Below are 24688 nucleotides of genomic sequence, written 5' to 3'. Positions count from 1 at the left end.
TTATGAGTTATTGCCAGAAACATCGGAGACTTTTATTTATCTGGCAATGATCCGTATCATGGTCAGGCGGTTGGCATAATATTTAACCCCTCACCACTTTTCAAACATCCTCTAAGGCAATAATAATAGTTCTATTTTCAACTTCTTGACGATTCATAGATTAATTACCGCTGGCTGATTGTTAGTAATTATTGGAGACATCTTGTATACGCTACGCCTGGTAAGGAAAATTGGTCGTGGTTGCATTGGTTTTGAGCAGGGATTGCGATCGCGCTAACCTGTTGAGCGTCGCTTCCATCACAGCTGTAGTTTGACCGGAAACAGTAAACACCAGCGCCTCGCGGTAGACTCGCTGCGCTGCATGGCGGCTGTAGTTTGCAGCACCACTGGAAACGGTTACAGCAGCATGGGCGCATCGCACTGCTATGTCAATTGCCCAAACTCGAATTTGCAAACGTTCTGTAAAAGGCTCAGGGGGATGTTTGATAGCAGTTCTACAGTCGTTAAGTTCCCGATCGAGGGCTGCTAAAGCTTCGGTAATAAAGGCATTTTGCTTGGATTGGGAGGCACTTTCCAAGATATCAAGACCTGCTCTGGCGCATCCCAAAGCAAAAAATCCGTGGTGGAGGACATTCTTTTTGTCGTTTTCGTGTATCCAACCCGCAGGCTTGAGAGAAACGATATGCGATCGCATCAAAAACCAACTTTTTAACGTTGCGGTGACAGTGTTGGTTGAAGTCATTGCTGCTAGTTCCATTGGCTTACTGAATGTTATTGAACCTCCAGATTTCTGATACATTTCCGCAAAAGGCAAAACGCCGAATACAGCACCACCATCGGGGAGTGTTGCAGCAACAATAAACTCTTGAAATAAATTCCAACCTGTTACCCAAGGCACTTGTCCATCTAACAGATATCCCCCTTCGACTTGCAAAGCTTTCACAGTTGCTTCGCCCTGACGACGCAGTTGCGAGAATCCGACACCCACTAGAATCTCACCGTTGCTCATGCGGGGAAGATACTCTTGTTTTAGGGAAGAGTTTTCACTGGCGACGAGCATCCCAGCAGCACTTTGATGTTGAGTTTGTAAGAACGCCAAAGCCCCAGAATATCTTGCTACTAGCTCTTGGAAAGTCCGAAAAGTCTCTTCACTAACTTCCGCACCTTCCCACTTTCGGGGAACTCGCAAACCCAATAAGGAAAGTTCGCCGAGTCCTTTTAATGCCTCTCGTACTGCTTCTGGGTTGCTATCAATTTCTGCGGCTAACGGTGCAACTGATTCTCGCAGGTAAAACTCAGCAATGTCTAGAAGGTGTGGCTGTTTATCCATGCTTATAAGTTAGCGATGTGCCTACTTCGTCCACAATAATCTCAGGCGACCTTTAAAGCCACCACGTTCGGCGCGTCGTCGTTCTTGTTCTGCAAGAATTGAAGAAGTATTTATCTGATATTCTGTACATATTGTATCAATGACTTCGTAGAGATCAGCTAGTTCTTTCACTAAGTCTTGAGGAGTGGCAACCGCTGCTTCTTGTGCTTCTTCGATAAGTTTATTTCGTAAAGCCTGAAGGTACTCTGTCTGTGACATTACCTCGACTTCGCACTGCTTCCCTGCTTGATGGATAATTTCGGGAATACGGTCTCGCACTAGCTTATTGTACTCTTGACGCATACAGGGTAATGATAACTATGAAAAAAATCTTACTAGGAAAATACCTTACTTTAGAGCATTTTTGCACTTGTACTCAGACTTATCAAAAGTATGCCGCGCAAATCGATCCTTTTCCTCAAAATAGTGAACAAACGCTTCCGGCGCTGCAAAAATTAAATGAATTTATTGTAAATCCAATTATTGATTTTTTCGGGGTTGATAATTTTCAGTTAACCTATGGTTTTTGCTCCAAAAATTTGAAAAAATATCTAGAAAGCAAAGATCCAGTTACAGGTCTGAAAAATGGGCGTGTTGCTCCTGAACTAGATCAGCACATGGCGCATGAAGTGAATAAAAATGGTAAATATTATTGTAAACGGCCGGGTGCTGCTTGTGACTTTTTTATTTTGGGTTCACCTAGTAATGAAGTAGTAGATTGGATAGTCAGCGAAAAATTACCGTTTGATTCTTTATATTTTTATGGAGTAGATAGACCAATTCATATCAGTTATGGTTCTGAACACAAGAGAGACATAAGGACGTTCACGCCATCGGGACAACCGACACAAAAGGGAATTGAACATTGGGTTAAGGCAGCTAAGGAATTGCAAAGATAGCTTAAGAATTGAATAGAAATAAATACTTGAGGAGAGACCCCAGCCTCGCGTTTCTGATTCGTAAAGTTGATGACACATAACCTAGTTATGGGTTATATATCACTCCATAAATGGAGGCGGTCGTCTTCAGAAAGACATTCCCAGGCAGTAGGTTCCCAACCCACTTACCTAAAAAGAACTACGAGAAAATTTACTCCCCTCCCCTTGTAGGTGTTGGGTTGGGGGAGAGGTCAGATTGGATTAAATCTAAGATAGAACCGCTATAATTGGCTTTTGTCTTTTGTCTTTTTTTACGATAAGATTGTACTAATTTTATCTGATAGGGATCGGCATCTTTGCGCCAATAAAGACGATAATTCTTAATTTCCGCACAGTTTTTTTCTAGAATATGCTGCCAACCTTTAAGGTTTTTAATCGCACTAGGATCGTCTAAAAGTCCCCAATTTTCTTCTTGCTGAGTAAGCCTGACAAATTTTTTGTAGTTTGGATAGTCGGGAGTGACTAAACTTTCTTTTCGGTGCAGAATTGGAGGGTCGTTTATTTTTTTATAATTCTTATGTCTGACGCTTAAATCTCTGAGATCAATCTGCATACTGGTGTGCAGAATTGGATGAGGTTCGGCGTCAAATTCGGGGTAAAATAAGTAAGATATTTTTGGTTGGTTGGTGTAAAACTTGATTAAGGTGGCTCCATCTAATCGGCCGATTGTGCGATTGGCGCAGCCTTCGTAGAGGCGCAACAAAGGGTCGAGTTCCGAAAAAGCTGATATGTGAACTAGAAAGGAACTGGGAAAAAGGGGAGCGTGTTTAAACCCGGTGGTACAGCCAACGACGCTTTGTTGGCAACAGTTAGCAATTACACCAGGGTCGCCTAAACTAAATAGCATTTCTTCAGCCATTTCCCAAGCTTCTTCGTAGGTGTCAAATAAACCTTTTATGTCATTTCGGATTTCTGAAGTAATGTGTTTGGATTTGTGCGATCGCGCAAATTTACTGAGTGCAAGATAAACTAGAAGGTCGAGGCGGCGTTTATGCGCGATCGCATCCCACTCTTTTTGGTCGGTAGCTTGTAAAATTACCTGAAATGCACGACGAAAATTACCAAATTCTGCCCTCAAACCTTCTAACTCTGCTACTTCACTTTTCACTGGCAAACGACCGCGTTCAGTTACAAAAGTCATTAGCGGCGCTAACATTTCCTGGTAATCTTCAAATCGCTTGATATTGGCGCGAACTCTGGGAGTAGTAGCGCGGGAACGAAAGCGCGAAGCGCGGTATGTTTCGGCAAGGCTTTCATCTCGAAAAACAAAGTAAATTCCCAGAGCAACTGGCACCGAATCGACACTGAGAACCTGGTCAATATAAGTTTTAAGTTCTTCCTGTTGGTAGTATTTCTGAAAAGTATGGCGGCGAGTTATCACTCCATCGCCATAAGCAACTTGTCCCGTTTCTCTATCATCAATTAAAACAAGTGCGGCAACAATTAAAACTTTTCCTGTTAGTTCCCACGCTTTTATTAAAGCTTCTCGGCGCTCATCTGTACGTTCAATTACATTGATTACATAGCCGATATTGACGATATCTGCTGGGGTAAGAGGAGTATCAGGAGAATAATAAGGGTCCCACCCTGCGCTGGTGTAACCTTTTTCTGAGATATGGATGATATCGCTACCATGACCGCAACCATAATCAAAAAAAGTTGTATCTTGATTAAATAAGTCAGCTTCCATTGCGAGACGCACCGGACGGGAAATATTTTTGCGGATAATTGCGGCTTTGTGGCGTTCTATTTTTGGCAGTTGAAAGGGCGATATTGGCGCTAGGCGAATAATTTGATGTCCCTGAATTTCGATACCATAATTTTCTAAACATTGCAACCAACCCCGAAGAGTTCCAATGGAAGAAGTTTTGTTTAAAAGCCGCAATTCTTCTTCCTGGCGGGTGAGGTTAGCAAATTCTTCGTAGTAGGGATAGGAAGGGATAACGAAAGTTTCTTTACGGTGGAGAATGGGAGGATTATCGCTGGTGCTGTAGTCGCGATCGCTTATACTCCTATTTTGGATGTCAACCTGGATGCTGGCGTGTAAGGCGGGATGGGCATCAGTATCAAATTCAGGGTAGAACAGGTAAGATATTTTAGTCGGCTGCTCTATGTTGAACTTGATAATGTTAGCGCCATCAATACGATTAAAAGTACGCCTTGCATAGCCTTCGGAGAGTCTCAGCAGAGGATGAAGGTGCGAAAGTGCTGATACATGAACGTAGAGCGCTCCGGGCAAGAGTTTACCAATTTCACTGACTTGGCAACAGTAAGCAATGATACCGGATGCGATCGCATCCAACAAAATTTCAGCAGCAGTTTCCCCAACTTGCTCGTAGTTGTCGCGCAAGGCATTAAGATCAGTTTCGACAGCAGCGGCGATGTTTTCGAGTTGGAAGCGATCGCTAAAATTGTGAAGGGCGAGGTAAATGAGGATGTATTCGCGCCAATGTGCTTGAGTCAAGCATAGAAACAGCAACGCATCCCACTTTTCAACAACTTTATTTCTCATGCTCTCACCATTTCCCCGAAAAACATGATACATACACTGTAAAATTAATGTGTTAATTAAGACGTTGAAGAATTATTAATTGCTCTTAAATAATCTTTTCAAATCGGAAATACGTAGAAAAGCTTATCAATTTATACTCCCTTACTTGCTGTCTTTCTCTACCAGTCACAGAGATCCTGATTCAAAGTATAGAATTCCATAAAACAATCAATCAGTATTTTCTTCCACAATTAGTAAGGAACTTTAAAATGCAAATTCAAGCATTAGCAGCCCAGCAGCAAGGGGCAACTCTCCAGCCCTACGAATTCGCCGTCGAACCCCCACAGGCGCACGATTGCGTCATCAAAGTGTTAGCGTGCGGCATCTGTCACTCAGACCTGCACATGATTGATAATGACTGGGAGACATCCAACTATCCCCTAGTGCCTGGTCACGAAGTCATTGGTGAAGTAGTGGAAATTGGTTCGCAGGTGAATCATATCAAAACGGGAGACAGAGTAGGTGTTGGCTGGCAACGTTCCTCCTGTCTGCAATGCCGCGATTGTCTCAGAGGAAATGAAAATCTGTGCGACGAAAATCAAGGATTAATTGTCACCGGGCCTGGTGGCTTTGCTGACTATCTGATGGTGGATTCTCGCTTTGCCTTCCCGATTCCAGCAGGCATTGAGACAAAATTAGCAGGGCCCTTATTGTGCGCCGGAATCACAGTCTACGCCGCTTTACGCAGTGCGGGAATGACCTCCGGGCAAGAAATTGGCGTGATTGGCGTTGGTGGTTTGGGTCATTTGGCGGTGCAGTTTGCCAGCCGTTTAGGTAACAGCGTCACCGTCTTTACTACCTCAGACGACAAAGCTGAATTTGCCCATCAGCTAGGGGCGCGTCACACAGTTGTTGTCCCTGGTGGAACGCCACCAGCACCCACCCAGAAGCTGAACATTCTGCTGAGTACGGTTCCTGCTTCTGTTGATTGGGCAGCTTATCTGGAACACCTTGATTCTGATGGAACTTTAGTTTTGGTGGGCGTTCCCTCTGAACCGCTAAATGTGCCTATCGGGGCAATGCTAAATAAGCGTCGCCGGATTATGGCATCTCCAATTGGAGGGCGGGCAATGATGCTGGAAATGCTTTCTGTGGCGGAGAAATATGGGATTCAACCGCTGGTTGAAGTGTTTCCTTTTGAGCAAGCTAATGAGGCCATGCAAAAGGTGCGCGATAACAAGGTGCGTTATCGAGCTGTGCTTGCGAAGTAATAGAATTTAGAAGAGTTATGAGTTATCGCAATTCTATTTGATTTCTAGAGACGTTGTATGCAACGTCTCTACCTTTTGTAAATGAACTGCCGAGGCCCAGAGGAAGAGAAGGGAGAAGTTTACCAATGAGTTAGAATGGCTATAGGAGCTTTGAATTAATAGCTATTAAGTCCCTGTTTTAAGAATTTTCCAATTACGTTGCTTTGAGCGTGTAGGGTTTTGTTCCTCTATTAAATTTATAGTTACTAACTACCAATTACCTTGCCTTGAGTTACTATTGCCTACAGAAAAATATTTTTGCGCCTGAATATCTCAGCAAATTGCAGGGGCAGATTCTAGCTTGTCCCTATTTTGCGGTTAACAACTTAAACCGCGACTTTGTGGGGACTAAAGGATTTTCGATTGTATTTCAGCGATCAGGTGTTGCGGAAGTCGAGAGACTTTTTCCCTTTTTTAAACCTTATTTAAGCGTGGCTTTGCATTCGACGTGCAACGCCTTTTATCTCAATCCTTTGATGCTTAAAGAGGGTTCTCGTGTAGATCCGCATATCGACCGCAGCCTGCGTTCTTATTGCAAGACTGTCGAACCGCCAGATAGAGTAAGTGTACTTTATATCCAGGTGCCACCGGATCTTGTTGGAGGGGAGTTAGTGCTACGCTCTTCAAAGCGAAATGTAGGACAAATCCGCCCCCAAGTTAATACTTTAGTAGATTTTCAGGGCGATTTAACTCACTCAGTTAATCAAGTTACAAGTCCAGGGTTTCGCCTGAGTTTGGTTTGCGAACAGTATAGTTTGTCTGAGAAGGAACTTGAAGATATTCCTGAGTTTACGATTGAATCGAGGGCGAAAAAAATGAAAAAAGAGAAATTATGAAGCTGCTAATATACGCCCACACCCTTCAGGGTGGCGCTATACAAGCAAAGCCTGTCTGTATAACCGCGACTTTAGTCGTCAGGCATTTTTACTAAACTCTAGAATTTGCTGGGCGGTAATTTGGGGTTGTTCGAGGTGGGGAACGTGACCGCAATTTTGGAGCCAGATTAGTTGAGATTGCGCGATCGCGTTCCTAAACTTCTCTGCATCTCCCGTCCCCAAAATCCTGTCAGAGTCGCCCCACAAAATCAGCGTTTGCTTGTCAATTTTGGCAATTTTATCGCCCAAAAAGTTGTAACCGCCACTCTTGGTAAAGGCAATTAAAGCATCGTGCCAACCAGCAGAATCTAGGTGCAAAGCGGCACACAGTTGGGCATCGAGGGAGGCAAGAGTTTGATTGTGGTAAGCATTGCGTGAAATGCGATCGCGTACTTTCGGATTCCGCAAAAATGAAGTAGCTAGATAGGCGATGGGCGGAACTAAGAACCTGCCAATATTGGGCGCACTGGCAAAACCAGCGCTATCAATCAGCACCAACTTTTGCACAGCTTCCGGGTAGGTAAGAGTAAAATCTATCGCCGCCGCGCCTCCCATAGAAGCACCCACCAAAATTATTGGCTCTTTTATCAGCGTTTTCCAAAAATAGTAGAGATGGGTTTTAATAGCAGGTGGGCTAAAGGGTAATTTGGTCAAGCGTTCCGTAAACCCGAAACCCAATAAATCCAGCGCCCACGTCTCATTTTGAGCCGCCAGCAGCGGTAAGAGGCGACGAAACTCGAATACGGAGCTATCGAAGCCGTGAAGTAGCAAGATCGGCGTGCCACCGCTACCCTGGTGGACGTAGGTAGTAGCGATCGCTTGTTGCCCAAGAGGAGTAGCGATCGCGTGACACTCAATGCTTTGAGCCAGCGCAATCGAGGTAGATTCAGAGAGTTGCGCGATCGCGGATGGTAGAGAACTGGTAAACATGAATTTTAGTTTACCGTGGAGAAGGGCGATCGAAAAGTCACCCTAGAAGAAATGGAGATCAAACCTTGAAAAATCAGTATTCGCAGAATTGGCAAACACTCGTAGCAGGGATTCTTGCAGCATTAGTGCTTCTCATTGGTCTCAATTCTTTTATTATCATCACCCCAGGCCAAGCCGGAGTAATCAGCATCCTCGGTAAAGCCCAAGATGGAGGTTTGTTAGAGGGAATCCACATCAAACCACCACTGATTTCAGTAGTAGACGTGTACGATCTGACAGTGCAAAAATTTGAAGTTCCGGCGCAAAGTTCCACCAAGGATCTTCAGGATTTATCCGCTAGATTCGCCATCAACTTCCGCCTCGACCCGATAAAGGTAGTTGAGGTAAGAAGGAAACAAGGAACCTTAGAGAATATCGTCTCGAAAATTATTGCGCCCCAGACTCAGGAATCCTTCAAAATTGCCGCCGCCCGGAGAACAGTTGAAGAAGCAATTACCAAAAGAAATGAACTGAAGGAAGACTTTGATACTGCCTTAGGGGAACGGTTAGATAAGTACGGAATTATTGTGCTAGATACCAGCGTAGTTGACCTAGCTTTCTCCCCAGAATTCTCTAGAGCAGTCGAAGAGAAACAAATCGCTGAACAGCGGGCGCAACGAGCCGTCTACGTAGCGCAGGAAGCTGAACAAGAAGCCCAAGCAGAAATCAATCGCGCCCAAGGTAAAGCGGAAGCTCAAAGACTCCTCGCTGAGACACTTAAGGCACAAGGAGGTGCATTAGTTCTTCAGAAAGAAGCAATTGAAGCTTGGAGACAGGGAGGTTCCCAAATGCCAAAAGTTTTGGTAACGGGTGGTAACTCTAATAGCAGTATTCCATTCCTTTTTAACCTGGGTAATCTTCAGGATACATCCGCCCCTCAGTAGATAGTGTTAAAAGATTTACACAATGTTTGACTTTTTAGATTCAGATCCCTCCTTTTAAAGGGGGACGAGGGGAGCTAGAGCCTATTCGCTTAACGTTTTGCTCCCCCCAACCCTCTTTTAAAGGGGGCTAAGAAAATTTGTAGGGTGGGAATTATCCACTCTGAAAAATGCTGAACAATTAAACTGAAATTATGAGCATCTTCACACTACAATCTGTTAAAAAAGACTTTGGCATCAAAGAAATCCTAAAAGATGCCAGTTTTAGCCTCGATCCCACAGATAAAGTTGGATTAATTGGCACCAACGGCTCTGGAAAATCTACGCTGTTGAAGATAATAGCTGGTTTAGAACCGATTGATGACGGTCAACTTTTAGTTAACTCTGGAGTGCGAATTGTTTACTTACCGCAACAACCAGATTTAAACGAAGATAATACAGTTTTAGAGCAGGTTTTTGCTGATAGTGGCGAACAAATGTCCCTCGTGCGGGAATATGAGGAACTGTCAGATAAACTGGCTCACAATCCAGAGGATAGCCAGCAGCTAATGTCCCGCTTCTCTGCTGTCATGCAACGCATGGATGCTACTGGCGCTTGGGAACTAGAAACGAATGCGAAAATCATCCTCACAAAACTAGGAATAGAAGATTTTAACGCTCAAGTTGGTAGTTTATCTGGCGGATATCGCAAACGCATTGCCTTAGCAGCCGCCTTGCTATCAGAACCCGATGTGTTGTTGATGGATGAACCGACAAACCATTTGGATGCTTTATCTGTTGAGTGGTTGCAGAGTTACTTAAATCGCTATCGAGGTGCAATTCTGTTAATTACTCACGATCGTTATTTTCTCGATCGCGTCACCAATCGTATCCTCGAAATCGATAGAGGAGAACTCTACACATACGCCGGAAACTATTCTTATTATCTGGAAAAAAAAGCTCTCAGTGAAGAATCTGCCATCAGCAGTCAACGCAAACATCAGGGCGTACTTCGCCGCGAATTAGAATGGCTGAAAAGAGGGCCAAAAGCGCGTAGTACCAAACAGAAAGCCCGGATAGATCGCGTCCACGAGATGCAAAACCTGGAGTTTAAACAAGTTCAAGGAAAAGTTGATATTGCTACTCCTGGTCGTCGGATTGGCAAAAAAGTTATTCAGGTAAAAAATGTTTCCAAAGGCTACGATGGACGCACTCTAATTAAAGATTTTACCTACGAATTCAGTCCGGAAGACCGCATCGGCATTATTGGCGGCAATGGCGCAGGTAAATCTACTTTAATGGATATTATCACCGCACGCATTCAACCGGATTCAGGCAGCGTTGAAATAGGCACAACAATTCACATCGGTTACTTTGACCAGCACTCTGAAGAATTACTCGAAGCTTTGAACGAAAATCAGCGAGTAATCGACTACATAAAAGAAGTCGGGGAATACGTCAAAATTGCCGACGGAACTCAGATTACAGCCTCGCAAATGTTGGAGCGTTTCTTATTTCCTGGTAATCAACAATATGCCCCAATTAATAAGCTTTCCGGTGGTGAGAAACGTCGCTTATTTCTGTTGCGCGTTTTGATGAGCGCTCCCAATGTCTTAATTTTGGACGAACCGACAAATGACTTAGATGTGCAAACCCTCGCAGTGCTGGAAGACTATCTAGAAGATTTCAACGGATGCGTAATTGCAGTATCCCACGATCGCTATTTTCTCGACCGTACTGTAGAGACTATTTTTTCTTTTGAACCGGGGGGAAATCTACGTTTATATCCGGGCAATTACTCTATATATCTGGAGTTCAAGCAAGCAGAAGAAGAACTTGAAAAGGCTCAAGCTACTGCTAATAATAAGGACAAGCAGAAAGATATTCAATCCAAAGATTGGAAGTCCCAGAGGCAAGCACCAGATAACGGCAAGCCGCGCAAGCTTTCATCAAAAGAGAAGCGCGAGTTTGAGATGCTTGAAGGTAAGATTGCCCAACTGGAATCCCAAAAATCTGAAGTAGAGAAAGAGCTTTATAATGCTCCTCCTGGCAAAATCATCCTGGTTCGGGAACTGTATGAAAAGGTGGAATCTTTAACTCAACAAATTGACGCTGCGACTGAACGTTGGATGGAATTAGCTGAGGTTGAGGCTTAACAGAATAGGAGAGAAATATGAACGTAACGCTAAACCTACACCGGATTTAGAATTAACTAACGAGCCGTTTTACGAACTATTCGGGAAAAGTGCGCTAATATTCATCACCTTCCTGAAACAGCACGCATTGTGAGAATCTATTAGCAGTTATATTACTCGCACACTGGAGGAACAATGACACCAGTAGAGATTCTTGTGTTAGTGGTGATTGCCGCGATTTGCGGCAGCACTGGGCAAGCGTTGGTTGGTTACTCGGCAGGAGGTTGCCTACTTTCGATAGTAGTTGGAATTATCGGTGCATACATAGGACTCTGGGTTGCCAATGAGTTTGATTTTCCTGTGATATTTGCTCTCAATATCGGAGGTAAGCCCTTCCCCATTATCTGGTCAATTATTGGCTCAGCTATCTTTGCAGCCATTCTAGGTTTTGTAAATCGGTTAACTCAAAATAATCGGCGATGATTTGAGGAACTTAAAAACTTTTCTCAAAGAAGATATAGATTAGCTGGTGCCGTAACTCTAAAAAAGCCTTCTTCACAGGAGGCTTTTTATAAAATATGCTTCCTATTAGTTCAAACTTTACTGTTGCGTTAGCAGTTAAATCAAGATAAAGTTTTAGTAGAAGTCGGCTTTCTCTAATGCTCACTTAATTCTAAATCAAAAAATAAAATTGATATGACTTTGACTTGTCAACAACTTCTGCAAAAACATACTCAAGAGTGGCAAGAAGCTACGGTGCATCCCTTCCTTGTGCAATGCAAATTAGGAACTATTCAGCAGAACCAATTCAATACATGGTTGGTGCAAGATTATCTCTTTGTTGTGGATTTCACCCGAATGGTAGGGAGAATATTAGCTAACGCGCCTTCACAACATTTTGATGTAATTTTGGGCGGATTAGTAGCACTGAAAGATGAACTTAACTGGTTTAAGGAAAAAGCTGCTCTGCAAAAGCTAGATTTAGATACCCAAAAACAACTAACTTGCTCAGAATACTGTGACTACATGAACAGCCTTGCTGCAATGCCATACCCAGTTCAAGCGACTGCTTTTTGGGCAATTGAATTAGCATATAATCAAGGTTGGCAGTTGCCTGGGGTGATGCCAGAACCCTACACTGAATTTGCAGACAGATGGGGAAATCCTGGTTTTACAAACTATGTAAAACTTTTGGAACAACAAGCTGATCAGGGGCTACAAACTGCATCAGAAAGCATTCAACATCAAGCAGAAGAAGCATTTCTAAAAGTAGCAAGATTGGAAAAAGATTTTTGGCAGATGGCGTTTAATGCAGCATAGGAAAATCCCCGACGGCGTAGGAGCGAGTTGTTTTTCCGCGCTCCTACCCAGCATTCACGGAGTTTGTTTGGCTTTGATAATATCTATAAAAATTAGATATAAAGCCTGCTGAGCCAGGCTTAGACGGCAAAAGCGCCAAATAGCCTGAGCGCACTGAACGCATTTTTGCTAATCGATATAATCGCTTGTAATATCAAGTTCGTCAGGGTTGTTTGAAGCGATTGGGCGCTCTCCAGCTATAGAAATCGTCTCATCAACGTGAAGATTAGTAGAGGCGATTGGGCGGTGTCCATCTACATCAATAGTGCCTTGAACCTGAATATCATCGGCAACAATTGGACGCTTCCCATCCATATCGACTGTTTCAAGAACCTGAAGATTACTAGGATCAACCGGACGGTGTCCATCTATGTCAATAGTGTTTTGATCCTGAATACTACTAGAAGCAATTGGGCGGTGTCCATCTATGTCGATGGTGTTTTTAACCTGCATATCATCAGAAGCAACTGGACGCTTCCCATCTATGTCAATTGTTTTAGGAGTTTGTTTGTCTTTGCCATCACTGGCAATATTTTTCTCCTCATGATTTGCAGTATTATCCGTACTCATTTTATGGCTCCTTTTTTTCTTCTGTGCTAACGCTACAACTGGCTGAAAGCTGCTGAGCATTGATTGTATTATACAATTTGTACTGTAAGTATTAGTAAAAAATGATAGCTATGATTTTAGAAAGTCCTTTATATACTACAAACTATGGCGCTGCTTATATTGGCGACTCGCTGGAATTACTAGATTGCATTGAACCTGATTCAATTGACTTAGTAATTACTTCTCCCCCATTTGCGCTGCTACGCGAAAAGAGTTATGGCAATGTTGATCAAGAAGCTTATATAGATTGGCTGTTTGCTTTCTGTAAAAAGGTGTATCGCATTCTAGCACCGCAGGGAAGTTTTGTACTCGATCTTGGCGGAGCATACCAAAGTAAACGTCCAGTGCGATCGCTATATAACTATCGTATCTTAATTAAACTATGCGACGAGCTGGATTTTCGTCTAGCTGAAGAGTTTTTTTGGTACAATCCTTCCAAGTTACCTTCGCCGATTGAATGGGTTAATAAACGTAAAATTCGAGCTAAAGATGCTGTTAATACTGTTTGGTGGTTGTCTAAAACTGACAATCCTAAAGCTAATGTGAGTAAGGTTCTGGTTCCTTACTCCGAACGAATGAAAAAGCTGCACGAAAATCCTGAAAAATATTACAAACCAAAAGAACGTCCATCAGGTCACGATATTGGAACAAGCTTTGCTACTAATAATGGTGGTGCTATACCTTCCAATTTGTTGCAAATTCCCAATACTGAGAGTAATTCTCGATACATTCAGCTATGTAAGGCGGTGGGAATTCCTGCACATCCGGCGCGCTTCCCTCAAAAACTACCGCTATTTTTTATCAACTTTTTAACAGAACTAGGAGATACAGTTTTAGATATTTTTGCCGGATCTAATACTACTGGATTTGCTGCTGAAACTGTGCAACGTCGTTGGATTGCCTTTGAACAAAATCCGTCTTATTTAGCTGCTTCTGCTTTTCGATTTCTAGATGCTAATGAAAATAATGATGCAGCCGCAAAACTATTTGAAAAGCTTCTGAGAAAACAAGAAAAAATCAAAATCACACCCTCTGAAACCCAGCTTCACCACAGTTTTATATAATGCTAAATTTTACAACTGAAAACCTCTACCTCACCTGCACCGAATTTCTTGAACAAAGTTCTGAAAAACGGTTGCTGATACTCAAAGAGCTTGGTATAGCGCGTTACGCCGATTTCTTAACCCAAATGCCATTAACTGAGGCAAATGTAGCTTGTGTAATGCGTTTTTTCAAAGATACAAGTCGGGTCAAATTTCCTAATCTTATGAGAGCAGATTTATCTGGCTTAAATTTGGACGGTGTTAACTTTATCCGGGGAGATTTGTCAGGAGCAAATTTAAGGGGAAGTCGTTTATTAGAAGCCGATTTGTTATTTGCCAATTTTACTGGCGCCGACTTGAGAGATGGAGATTTGAGGGGTGCAACTCTGAATGAAACTATATGGACAAATGCTTTAGTAGAGGGGTGCAACTTTGGCACAGGGATTGGGTTAACCAACGAACAGCGCAGAGATTTAAAAATTCGCGCTGCTAGTTTCAACGATTAAAGTGATGATAAGGAAGGAAACTAAACCCGATATAAATATTGGTGTCTTAACGTTTAGTCACTCCGCGAAACTATAATTATTCTTAACTGAAAGTACGCGATCGCGTTTATTGTCGCCTTAGCTTCAAATCAACTCTGCTTGTTCAAAAATCTGTCTTGTTGTTAGTTCCAACCCTGGAAACAGTGTATCCACAATCGGCATAGTATCTGTGTAGGCTTGAATTGTCCCATTAGGTAAAAATACCCAAATATCCATAGGTTCAGGATCTACAACCCACACTCTGGAAATACCAGCCGCAAAATAATCTTTAGCTTTATCTTCAAATTGTTTGAGAGTTTGATCTGGTGAAATAATCTCTATTACCCATTCAGGAATGGCAGGACAAGCTTCATTACGCTTCCAACTTGCGGGTAAGCGTTCATAGGAAATGTACGTTAAATCGGGTACAGGTGCCCAATCCTGACCATTATGCTGCAACAGCACTGCCCATTCTAGAACGATTCGTCCGCGTCCTCTACACCACGCTCCGATGAGAACCCATAAAGCTGATTGTAAAGTCGAATGGAAATATTTTGGAGACACTTTAGGGACTGCTTGACCATCTACAAACTCATATATTACATCTCCTTCTGGTAAAGCCAAAAATTCCTGTAATGTGAGTTTGGTTCCCTTGCTTACATTGACCATCATCTACCTCGATTGGTGAGTAATAAATTTACGATACTAAAAGCTAATTCTGTAATTTATTTTTAAGTTATTTCGCTTTTAATACCTGTCTGTACTTTCCAAAGACTGGCATAAATTCCCCGTTCAGCTAATAGTTGTTCGTGTCGTCCTTCTTCTACTAATTTGCCGTATTCCATCACATAAATACAATCAGCATTGCGGACAGTGGAGAGACGATGCGCGATCGCGATCGTGGTGCGATTGGCGGTAATTCGTTCTAGCGATCGCTGAATCGCTGCTTCTGTCTCATTGTCTACGGCGGAGGTAGCCTCATCGAGAATCAGAATCGGTGGATTTTTCAACACTGCACGCGCGATCGCAATCCGCTGTCTTTGTCCGCCAGATAATTTCTGACCTCGCTCACCTACAATTGTGTCGTAGCTTTCGGGAAGCTGCATGATAAAATCGTGCGCCTCGGCAATTTTAGCAGCTTCTATTACTTCAGCTTCAGTAGCATCGGGACTACCGTAGGCGATATTTTCTGCTACTGTACCATGAAATAAGAAGACATCTTGGCTCACTAACCCGATGCAAGAGCGCAAATCTCTAAAGTTTAAATCACGCAATTCAATCCCATCTAAGGTAATAGTTCCCGATTGAATTTCGTACAATCTCAGTAACAGTTTTACCAGGGTACTCTTACCCGAACCAGTAGAACCCACTATGGCAATTGTCTTCCCCGCCGGAATGTGTAAAGAGAGATTTTTAATAACTGGATTTCGCCCGTTATAAGCAAAAGTGACATTCTGTAATTCCACTTCGCCGCGCACTGAAGCAACGGGTAAGGAAACGTGTCCCGAATGAATCGCAATCGGTGTATCAAGCAGATTCATGACTCGATTTGTGGAAGCCATTGCCCGTTGATACTGATCGAGAGTTTCACCCAATCTTGTTAAAGGCCAAAGTAACCGTTGTGTTAGGAATACTAATACACTGTAAGTACCTACAGAAAGTCTGCCATTTGCGGCATCCATACCGCCGATTAGCAACGTTGCCGTAAAGCCGATTAAGATAATAATGCGAATCAAAGGAACAAAGGCAGAACTGAGAGCGATCGCTTTCCTGTTACTTTGCCGATAAGCCTCACTTTCTTCTGCTATCCTGTTAGTTTCATACTTCTCTGTGACAAAACTTTTAATCGTTGTTATCCCGCTCAAATTATTCGATAAGCGACTGTTGAGCAAACTTACCTTTTCCCGAACATCAGCATAGCGAGGAGCAAGGCGATGCTGAAAAGCAATCGAACCCCAGAGAATAAATGGTATTGGCAACATTGCCATCCAAGCCACACTAGGAGCCAAAATAAAGAAGGCACCGCCAATAATTACAACTGTTGTCGCAACCTGGATCAGATCGTTAGCTCCAGCATCCAAAAAACGCTCTAATTGATTGATATCATCGCTGAGGATAGACATCAAACCGCCTGTGCTACGTTCTTCAAAATAGGCTAATTCCAATTCCTGAATATGGCTGTAAGCATCAAGGCGCAAGTCATGCTGAATATTCTGAGCCAAATTGCGCCAAAGCAGAGCATAAGCATACTCAAAAATAGATTCAAGACCCCAAATAATGAAGCTGAGAAAGGTAATTACTACAAGTTGCCCAAAGACATCTTTTATCCCGAATTTAGCAATCAGAGAAGTATCTTTTTGAACTACCACATCGACTGCTAAACCGATTAATGCGGGTGGTGCTAAGTCAAAGAGTTTATTGAGAATTGAACAAACAGTCGCTTGCCTAATAGCATCGCGATAGTTGTGTCCATATTCAAATAGACGCTTGAAGGGATGCGTCTTAGGCGACCGATTTAGGGATTGTTTACGAGCCAAGGTGATACTTCCCTAGATAGTTAAAGCTGACTTTAACCACTTTAGCAATTATCCAGCTGACAGCTGATGCAACGCTGATAGGTATGAATACCAGTTGGGTTTATCGGCGCAACATTTGAATTGTTGAAACTGCCTATAGGCAAGTCTTTCAAAATCCAAAATCGGAAATGGTATAAGTCTTTACTCTTCTATTTGCGCGATCGCATCCGCTGGCGACACATCGCTATAGATAACAGACATAATACCAGGCAGGTATTCATCCATCATCGTCACGTTGGCATAAACCATCTGTTTGATGAGTGCTGAACTGAGGCGATCGCCTTCAACATCTATACTTGTTTTGTAGCGAATTTCCCCATCAGCAAAGTCTAACTCAAAGTTGCCAACGATGGTGCCAGAATTTGCTCTAGTGATGAACTCTGCGATCGCCATTCGCTTGTTTTCTGGGGCGTTGACTGGGCAAACTGAGTAAAAGACAAATTGCTCTTGTTTCTCTCTTACCTTGGCGTAGCAAGTCCATTTGCCATTTTCCCCTTGGAAAGCCATCTGTAAAACTGGCTGTCCTTTAATCTGGTAAAAAGGCCATTCATCCTCTTTGAAGAAATTGACCATTTCCTCAAAGATTTGTCCGCTAGAAGTTGCAACCCCGGCGATCGCATCTATAGTAACATCCGCCATTTCTTGGAAGAAATCGACAATTCCCTCTAGGATGTCATTGGTGGCATTTTGAGTCATTTCCGACAGATTGGCTTCTGTCCACTCTTTGAAGAAGTTGGCGATCGCATCCCCAATTTCTTCGCTGGAAGTTTCACCATTTGCCAGAGCAGATGGATTAATATAAGCCCAGAATGTACTGTAGCCAGTTTCGCCTGATTCCTGTTGCTGCTTGACGGACAACCCCAACCAGTTCTCGGTATATAGTAGCGGGTGGTCTGGCTGTTCTTGGCTAAGATTTAGGATATAATTTGCCGCTTCGTTAACATCTGCGGCGCGTTCTACTAGGTGCGGTAGCGAATCGGGTTTTAAACTAATTTCAATTTTGATATCTAGTTCTGGTTGGAATTTCCCAGCACAGAAAGAGCCGCGCACTTCCGGCTTAAGATTGAATAAGGCATCGGTGTCGATGTGGTTGTAGAGTTCTGGGTTGACTATTAAGGTGAGACGACACTCTATGAGTTGGTCGTCTTGTTTGGTTAGGGATAGGGCGATCGCGCGGACAGTTAGGGGGGATTGAGCGCGATCGCGTAGGGTTAACTCGCTGTCCAGTTGATAATTTTCAGTCTTTGCGTTCATGTAGAGTTTTCCCTCACCTTAAAATTTCATCGGTTCGCCCCTTTGTCCAATAAACCAAAATTTTTGTGCAAGCTGCTGAAAGCTCTACTCGCGAGAGTGATTGCTTCCCACCCAATCAAGTTATACCCAAAAGTAGAGCATTTGTTTGATGTTAAGCACAGGTGAGGCTATCGCATTATTGCAGGGTATGCGCCAATATAGTGATTGCGCGAAAGCTCGCCAGCCAAGCTGATCGCACCACTCTTACTCACAAATAAATTCCTTTGGCTGACCTTGAATTTGCGCGATCGCTCCCTTGCCACTTACCCCAGAGATCGCACTCCACCATTCGAGCCAAATGAGCAAGCGCATAATTTTTTCAGATGTTGGGTTTCGTACCTTAACCAAATTCAGTTTAATTGTCTATCAGCCAACCATTGACTTAATCGAGGAAAACTCTGAATCGCTTCACCGACTAGGGCTACTGGTTGCGTAGCAGGCTCAATATTCATCTCTTCTCGCAACCAGTTGATGAATTGCTCACGGAATGGATTATCCTCCTGGCTCATTTCTATGTACATTTCTATTCGTTCATTAGTGAAACGCTCAATAGGGGTCTGTTGCGAGCTAGGATTATCTAAATACCGCTCCCAAGAAGCAATCCAATCGTAAATGGCTCCCGTATCGTAGGGAAGAAGAGATAGAAAGTCTCGAAAATTAGATGCAACTACTGCATTGGGAGTGCCTTCACTATCCAACCATACGATCGGTTGCTCTTGTAAGGAGACGCTGTCATTATATTTCCAAAAACACATTAATGAGTGGCTTTTCTGTATACCAATAACTGTGAAGTAAGGTTCAGCTTCTGATTTCAACAAAGAAGTCAAAACTTTATTCCCATTTTCTACGTCCTCAAAATCACAAAATGGTTGTTCTACTGTTCTACAAAATTCCAAAAAACGTTGTAAATCTTCCATTTGTTCTAAAGGTTGGTTGCTCATAGTAATCCCCTTAATTCTTTAGACTTTCCATATCTTGACTGGCAATTTGATTTTCTCCACTTAAGACATTGGTTCGGATCTTATTGATTAAGTCATTCTTTTCTTTCTGGGTAATATTTAAGGCATTGATGTCATCCCATACAGAATTAGTGTTAGCACGCCCTACAACGCCTTTCATTGCGTCAACATCAGCAGCGAGTTCAACTTTCATTAAATCGACCACGATGTCACGTTTTTTCTGCTTTGCCTTAACACCCACTAATTTGTTACTAGCTTTATTGATAAAAGCATCTTTAGTCTGACCGCCCTTGGGACCATAGGTTCTACCTTCCTTATGACGGTTTTCATACAAGTTAATTGCATACCCTGGACGAGCTCTACCTGCCGCTCGACGCACCATATTTCCGCTTGCATCAAAGAAGTCCTGTTGTGCAGCCCATTCAAGAATAGCTGCCTGGGGTTGGTGGTCGGGTGTGAGTTGGTCGCCATGGGGGTTAGGTATACCAGAGTATGTTCCAGTCAATCCTTCTAATAGATAACTATCTATTATCTTACCGACATCTCGATCTCCAGCCAGGAGTTCCCGCAGCTTTTGTGCAAGTACCGTATTTTTCTCTAGTAGTTTCCTTTGCTTGCTGTTCTGTGTTGCAGTGTCCTTTTTCTTCTCCGCTGCATTTACTTCTATAACCACCGGTTCGATGGCTTGCTTCAAGTAGCTGCGGATCTCTACAATCAACTTTCCTTTAGGTGATTGAGGCTTAACATCATATTCGTTTGTATAGAAATCCAGGAAATCATAGATAGATCTTGGTGTACTGGCAACGATAAGTGTTGGTTGCCCACCCCGATCTTCGTAGTAGATGGAGTGAGATTCGCCATTACCTGCATTAAATGGTTCTTTTACGCCAAAAAACTCAGCTAATTTACTATTTTGATCGCCAAAGTAATGGAATAGTTGTTGCATCGTCTGAGCTAATACTTGCTCTGCGGCCTCAGCTTGATTATCTGCTTGTTCAGCCTCGCTTACTGCCTGATCGTTGGGTTTTTGTTTAGCTTCTTGGATTTCTTTAGCTGCTTCCTGAGCTTCTTTCTCAGTATTGCCCAGGTGTTGACGAGCTGTTGCCAACAACGTCTTAGCCTGTGGACGTTTGTCTTCTGCTAGGGTGTCTAACTTCCCTTCCCACTCGTTCAGCTTCGCCTCTACAGAACCAGGTGAACTGGCAACCATCACTGTGACTGAAGTTCCTTGAGTAGTAATCCACAGACGATGGCTCTCACTTTCGGCATTGAAATTGATTGTTTTACCAACTTCACTATCCTCAAGTTTGCCATCCTTGTTATCTTTATTATCCTTACCCTTCTTATCCTTCCCAAACCCAAGCTTACCGCCAATCTTCTTAGCAAACGTCACAGCCTGAGAAATCACCCAGTCGATCGCCTTCTCAATCGGCTGGCGAACCTTCTGAACGATCGCCTGAATCTTCTCGCTAATACCGCCCAAGTTCAACAGACTTGCCATAAAGCTGATTACTACAGGCAGCGCCTTAGACAGAGCATTCTCCACTAACTTCGCCGCACCACCCACAGCACCACTAGCGATCGCCGTCACCGACTCCATCACCGCATTCACCAACTCGGCAATCTGGCTACCGCGCTCAATGAAGAACATGATGATGTCATAAATCGCCTTACACGCCTTAACAAACGCACTAGCCGGGTTCAACAAACTCAGAACCCACATCACCCCACCCTTGATAATCCCATCCACAACAAAGTTCTGGATGTTATCAATCACCATCACCTTCAGATCGCCAACCTGATCCTGAATAGACTGCCACAGCCCCGCAATTCCTTCGTTTTTCAAGATTACGAACATCTCGAAGTTTGATTCGAGGAAGTTGACGGCATTCTCTCCCATTCTCTTCACAGCTCGTGGGCGTATATTCTCATAGACCGTCCCCAGAACCTGCGTCACCAGGCTAAAGATGCCCTTCATGTCTAAGGTTTCTGGCATAGAAATGCCCGCCCCTGCCATAGCGCCAGTTAGCCAGCCCAGCATACCCTTCTTGAGATGCTCCAGGATATTACCCATGAAGTTCTCAAAACCTTGCTTCAGCCCAGAAACTAGATTCCCCAAGAAACCAATCGGGTCAAGGATAATCTTCTCAATCGCACCCGCCGCTTTAGCCAACACGCCCATCAGCAGGTTCTTCAGTTCCGCGATGGTCTTAATCGCCGCAGCCACAGCATCCAGGGCTTTGTCCATCCAAGTGCGATTGGATGCCTTCATCTCTTCTAGTTGGGCATCGAGTTGCTGGAGATTCTCGTTGTACTTCTGTGCCAAGGAGTCAACCAACTCATTCTGCTTGTTATCGACACTCTGCTCTAGCTCATCAAACTTACTCCCAATGTCCTGCGCCGCTTCCTGCCCCACTTGCCTGAGATTTTCCGGCAGCTTGACGACGTAATCATGGATTTGTTGTTTACCCTCAGTAATTTTCTGTTTAGCCTGGTTTAACTGCGTTGCAACATGGTTGGCAATGTCGTTGATGGTTTTGTCCATCTCTGCGAGATACAATTCCCGCCCTTCTTTGAAGAACGCAGTCACCTCCGGCGGCACGTCAAGCAATTTATCTATTAACCAACGTCCAGCCCCTAACAAGCCGTCGTACCGTTCCTTGTAGTCTTCCATGTAGGGAGCCACGAAAGTCTCAAACTTTTGCTTAGCAGCAGCTGCACCCGCATCGAATTTACCGATGACCTCATTGTCTAAATTGTTGAGAATGGTTTCGACTTCTGACTTAGTGGTTTCGTAGAAACCATTAATCTTGGTGGCAACGTTAGCCCGTTCCTGCTCGTCCTTTGTTTTGGTTTCACCTTGAGAGCCAAGCACCTGAGCCAAAACCTGCTCTTTGCTGCCGTGCATTGCTTGCAGCTGCGTTTGCGCTGTCGTCTGTGCCTCAGCTTGCGCCTGCTTCAGTATTCCCTGCTCCTGCTGGCGATATTCTTGGGGCGCTGTAACGGCGTTAGTTTGGGCATCCTTCTTGGCTTTTAATGCTCCCTGGAATTGTGGCTCATTTGACGAAGCCAGTTGTTCTTCGGTGACATTCGCCTCAATCATCTGCTGGTCGAGCGATTGACTACCCTCTTGCAAAGACACCTCAGATGCAGGCTTAGGCTTGGGTGCAGCCTTTTCTGCGCCAATATCAGACGGTGGGCTACCCGCCTTTTCGGGTGTTAGTGGCGTGACGGGTTTGGGTGCGATACCGCTAGTGTCGGGCTGTTCCTTGGCTTTCTCTTCGATGGGGCCAGAAGCTTGCTTCTTCTCCTCTGTCACCTTCGACGACAATTCACCTTTTACAGAGTCGATTTTATTGTTGTTTTTGAAGTTGTCGGCTTCTTCAAGAGTTTGGGGAGTAACAGCAGCAATTTTTTCCATTAGCGCTGCTTTGAATGTAGCAGCGTTAAATTGACCTGGCTGCTGCTGGTTCATCTCCTGAACCTGCTTGTCCTGTGCTTGGCTTTCTACTTCGTTACCTGGAGGTACGGCAGCAGCTTGCGCCTCTGCTGATTTAGCCCCGGCTGGCTGATGCTGTTTTTGCTGTTGTGCGACACTCTTGGTGCGATTGGCGACCGCCTTAAAGCCAGGGTCGTTTTCGGGGGAAGTGGCAGAACTCTCCCCATCCATGCCCGAACCCGTAATCCCCGCACCGTCTGAAACTGCTTGCTTGATACCCTCTGGCGAGGCAATAGCACCACCGTCCTCACTGGAAGTGCTGCCACTCCCCCCATCCATGCCCGAACCCGTAATCCCCGCACCGTCTGAAACTGCTTGCTTGATACCCTCTGGCGAGGCCACAGCACCACCGCCCTCACTGAAAGTGCTGCCACTCCCCCCATCCATACCCGAACTCGCGATCGCTGCACCGTCTGAAACTGCTTGCTTGATACCCTCTGGCGAGGCCACAGCAGCGCCGCCCTCACTGGAAGTGGCAGCACTTACCCCATTTATGCCCGAACTCGCGATCGCTGCACCGTCTGAAACTGCTTGCTTGATACCCTCTGGCGAGGTCACAGCAGCGCCGCCCTCACTACTTCCGGCTGGTATCGATGGCGCACCAGCACCGCCACCTGCTGGTTTCTCGATAGTCTTAGCTGGTGTTGCAATGCTCTTAGCCTGTTGCCCTGCTGGTGTTACATCAGCCGTAGGTGAGGAAGGGGCAGCCTGCGGTGCTAGTTCGGCTTCTTTTACTGGTTGTTCTTGCCGATTCTCCTTCAGATGTATCGATGGTTGGCTGAAGTCTACTTTGGCTTGCAGTTTGTTTCCCTTGTGCGGCTGGTTGCTGAAAGTCTTAACCGGAAGCCCACCACCTTGCTGAATAGTGTGAGTCAACTCATGCGCTGTCAACTCATCCTTACCAGGAGATTTCCCTTCGGCAAAGTAAATATTGCTACCGTGAGCAAACGCCTGCGCCCCTAACTCCTTATTCATCTGGATAGCATTGCTATCGGTATGCGTCCGCACAGAACTCAAATCAGCTCCAAAGCGCGGCTCCATGAACGATCGCACTTCCTCCGATAACGGGCTACCTCCACCTTTACTACTGGACAGACGGCTCTCTAAGTGGCGGCTCGCGTCATTGCTGGCAGCTATTGACCGTTGCAGTAAGGAGTTGGTTTGAATCGGTTGTTGCTGCTGCTGGCGTTTATCGGGAGCGGTGATTCTTTTAATTAAGGCGTTTGGTTCAGGAAATGCGGCTTGTGTCTGGGAGGAACGCTGAATGTTGCGATCGCTAACCTTCCCGAAAAGCTTGCTTTGTACCTGTGGGACAGCAGGTTCTGGCATTGCCATCACTTGCGCTGCCATAGAGTCAGCTTCCTGCTCGTATTTATCCCCCGGTTTGCCAATGACGAGTTTCGGCTGCACAACGGGCGGTGCGCCGGATACCTTCACCCGGCTGAAGTCAAAACCGCAGCGTCTTTCTGTCTCCAGTTGGGATAAGTCTGGTGGTGGTGGCGGGTCGGGCGTGGCTAGTGCTGTGGCGACACCCGATGATGCTGTCGTCTGTGTGGTTTCCTCTGCAAACGGGCGCGATCGCATCAACTCAGGCTGCACCTCCCTAGCAGGGGGAAGTGGTGTTGAGGCAGCTTTGGTCTGGGGTGGCGCTATTTCACTCATGGGTTTTGTTTTTGATGTACTGGCGCGATCGCGCCAATATTACATCCAAGTATTGTTTTCTCTTCCCTTTGGTAGATCCCCTCTCCGCCTTTCACCACTTTCACTACTTAAAAAACTTTTGGCATCTCTATAAAGATATATTTTTCAGAGGATTTGAAAGGATTGTGGCAGAAGTGTAACACAAGTTTTAAGCTGTCAACTTTTTAATAAACAAAAA

At 44.5% G+C, this 24688-nt stretch carries 19 protein-coding genes; 9 read left to right on the top strand and 10 right to left on the bottom strand.

The window, feature by feature from the left end; all coding sequences use genetic code 11:
- Positions 1-211: 211 nt before the first annotated feature.
- Positions 212-1330, bottom strand: coding sequence for an acyl-CoA dehydrogenase family protein (locus H6F66_RS24005; RefSeq protein ID WP_190426573.1), 1119 nt, complete (start codon positions 1328-1330; stop codon positions 212-214).
- A gap of 21 nt (positions 1331-1351) precedes the next feature.
- Positions 1352-1672: a nucleoside triphosphate pyrophosphohydrolase gene (locus H6F66_RS24000; RefSeq protein ID WP_190426570.1), complete on the bottom strand. Its 321-nt coding sequence runs from the start codon at positions 1670-1672 to the stop codon at positions 1352-1354.
- A gap of 17 nt (positions 1673-1689) precedes the next feature.
- On the opposite strand from H6F66_RS24000, the gene H6F66_RS23995 reads away from it, so the two are divergent.
- Entirely contained in the window at positions 1690-2268 is a 579-nt protein-coding gene (locus tag H6F66_RS23995) for a hypothetical protein (RefSeq protein ID WP_190426567.1), read from the top strand.
- Positions 2269-2458: 190 nt separating this feature from the next.
- On the opposite strand, the gene H6F66_RS23990 is transcribed toward H6F66_RS23995, so the two are convergent.
- Positions 2459-4819, bottom strand: a complete 2361-nt coding sequence (locus tag H6F66_RS23990; protein WP_190426564.1) for a DNA phosphorothioation-associated putative methyltransferase — start codon at positions 4817-4819, stop codon at positions 2459-2461.
- Between the two features lie 248 nt (positions 4820-5067).
- Here H6F66_RS23990 and H6F66_RS23985 point away from each other — a divergent pair, with 248 nt between their 5' ends.
- Together H6F66_RS23985 and H6F66_RS23980 are read left to right on the top strand one after the other, a co-directional pair.
- Positions 5068-6069 carry an NAD(P)-dependent alcohol dehydrogenase gene (locus H6F66_RS23985; RefSeq protein ID WP_190426562.1) on the top strand — a complete coding sequence of 334 codons (1002 nt, stop codon included), beginning with the start codon at positions 5068-5070 and terminating at the stop codon, positions 6067-6069.
- Between the two features lie 266 nt (positions 6070-6335).
- Positions 6336-6944, top strand: a complete 609-nt coding sequence (locus H6F66_RS23980) for a 2OG-Fe(II) oxygenase (RefSeq protein WP_190426559.1) — start codon at positions 6336-6338, stop codon at positions 6942-6944.
- Between the two features lie 78 nt (positions 6945-7022).
- On the opposite strand, the gene H6F66_RS23975 is transcribed toward H6F66_RS23980, so the two are convergent.
- Positions 7023-7913, bottom strand: coding sequence for an alpha/beta hydrolase (locus H6F66_RS23975; protein WP_190426556.1), 891 nt, complete (start codon positions 7911-7913; stop codon positions 7023-7025).
- Between the two features lie 65 nt (positions 7914-7978).
- On the opposite strand from H6F66_RS23975, the gene H6F66_RS23970 reads away from it, so the two are divergent.
- From H6F66_RS23970 to H6F66_RS23955, 4 genes are all read left to right on the top strand, one after another.
- Positions 7979-8836, top strand: a complete 858-nt coding sequence (locus H6F66_RS23970; RefSeq protein WP_190426554.1) for a prohibitin family protein — start codon at positions 7979-7981, stop codon at positions 8834-8836.
- Between the two features lie 191 nt (positions 8837-9027).
- Positions 9028-10968, top strand: coding sequence for an ATP-binding cassette domain-containing protein (locus H6F66_RS23965; RefSeq protein WP_190426552.1), 1941 nt, complete (start codon positions 9028-9030; stop codon positions 10966-10968).
- A 174-nt stretch (positions 10969-11142) separates the two neighbouring features.
- Positions 11143-11430, top strand: a complete 288-nt coding sequence (locus H6F66_RS23960; RefSeq protein WP_190426550.1) for a hypothetical protein — start codon at positions 11143-11145, stop codon at positions 11428-11430.
- Between the two features lie 213 nt (positions 11431-11643).
- Positions 11644-12267: a TenA family transcriptional regulator gene (locus H6F66_RS23955; RefSeq protein WP_190426548.1), complete on the top strand. Its 624-nt coding sequence runs from the start codon at positions 11644-11646 to the stop codon at positions 12265-12267.
- 168 nt (positions 12268-12435) lie between these two features.
- On the opposite strand, the gene H6F66_RS23950 is transcribed toward H6F66_RS23955, so the two are convergent.
- Positions 12436-12876, bottom strand: coding sequence for a hypothetical protein (locus H6F66_RS23950; protein WP_190426546.1), 441 nt, complete (start codon positions 12874-12876; stop codon positions 12436-12438).
- A gap of 110 nt (positions 12877-12986) precedes the next feature.
- Between H6F66_RS23950 and H6F66_RS23945 the strand changes: the two genes are divergently transcribed.
- Both H6F66_RS23945 and H6F66_RS23940 read left to right on the top strand, forming a co-directional pair.
- Complete coding sequence (locus tag H6F66_RS23945; protein ID WP_190426594.1) at positions 12987-13979, top strand: site-specific DNA-methyltransferase; 993 nt, start codon at positions 12987-12989, stop codon at positions 13977-13979.
- Positions 13979-14464, top strand: coding sequence for a pentapeptide repeat-containing protein (locus tag H6F66_RS23940; RefSeq protein ID WP_190426543.1), 486 nt, complete (start codon positions 13979-13981; stop codon positions 14462-14464). The genes H6F66_RS23945 and H6F66_RS23940 overlap by 1 nt, the downstream gene beginning before the upstream one ends.
- A gap of 123 nt (positions 14465-14587) precedes the next feature.
- On the opposite strand, the gene H6F66_RS23935 is transcribed toward H6F66_RS23940, so the two are convergent.
- The 5 genes from H6F66_RS23935 to H6F66_RS23915 form a co-directional block, all read right to left on the bottom strand.
- The gene (locus H6F66_RS23935) at positions 14588-15151 is read right to left on the bottom strand and encodes a Uma2 family endonuclease (protein ID WP_190426592.1); all 564 of its coding nucleotides are present in this window, start codon (positions 15149-15151) and stop codon (positions 14588-14590) included.
- A gap of 62 nt (positions 15152-15213) precedes the next feature.
- Positions 15214-17019, bottom strand: a complete 1806-nt coding sequence (locus H6F66_RS23930) for an ABC transporter ATP-binding protein (protein WP_199295444.1) — start codon at positions 17017-17019, stop codon at positions 15214-15216.
- 180 nt (positions 17020-17199) lie between these two features.
- Positions 17200-18312, bottom strand: a complete 1113-nt coding sequence (locus H6F66_RS23925) for a YbjN domain-containing protein (protein WP_190426540.1) — start codon at positions 18310-18312, stop codon at positions 17200-17202.
- Between the two features lie 389 nt (positions 18313-18701).
- A complete protein-coding gene (locus H6F66_RS23920) occupies positions 18702-19292 on the bottom strand; it encodes a hypothetical protein (protein ID WP_190426537.1) in 591 nt (196 codons plus the stop codon).
- Between the two features lie 10 nt (positions 19293-19302).
- Positions 19303-24471, bottom strand: coding sequence for a DUF4157 domain-containing protein (locus H6F66_RS23915; protein WP_199295443.1), 5169 nt, complete (start codon positions 24469-24471; stop codon positions 19303-19305).
- Positions 24472-24688 lie beyond the last annotated feature (217 nt).

The organism is Trichocoleus sp. FACHB-6, assembly GCF_014695815.1.
In the GTDB taxonomy this organism is placed as follows: domain Bacteria; phylum Cyanobacteriota; class Cyanobacteriia; order Cyanobacteriales; family FACHB-T130; genus Funiculus; species Funiculus sociatus.
This window is presented reverse-complemented; position numbering and strand designations above follow the sequence as displayed.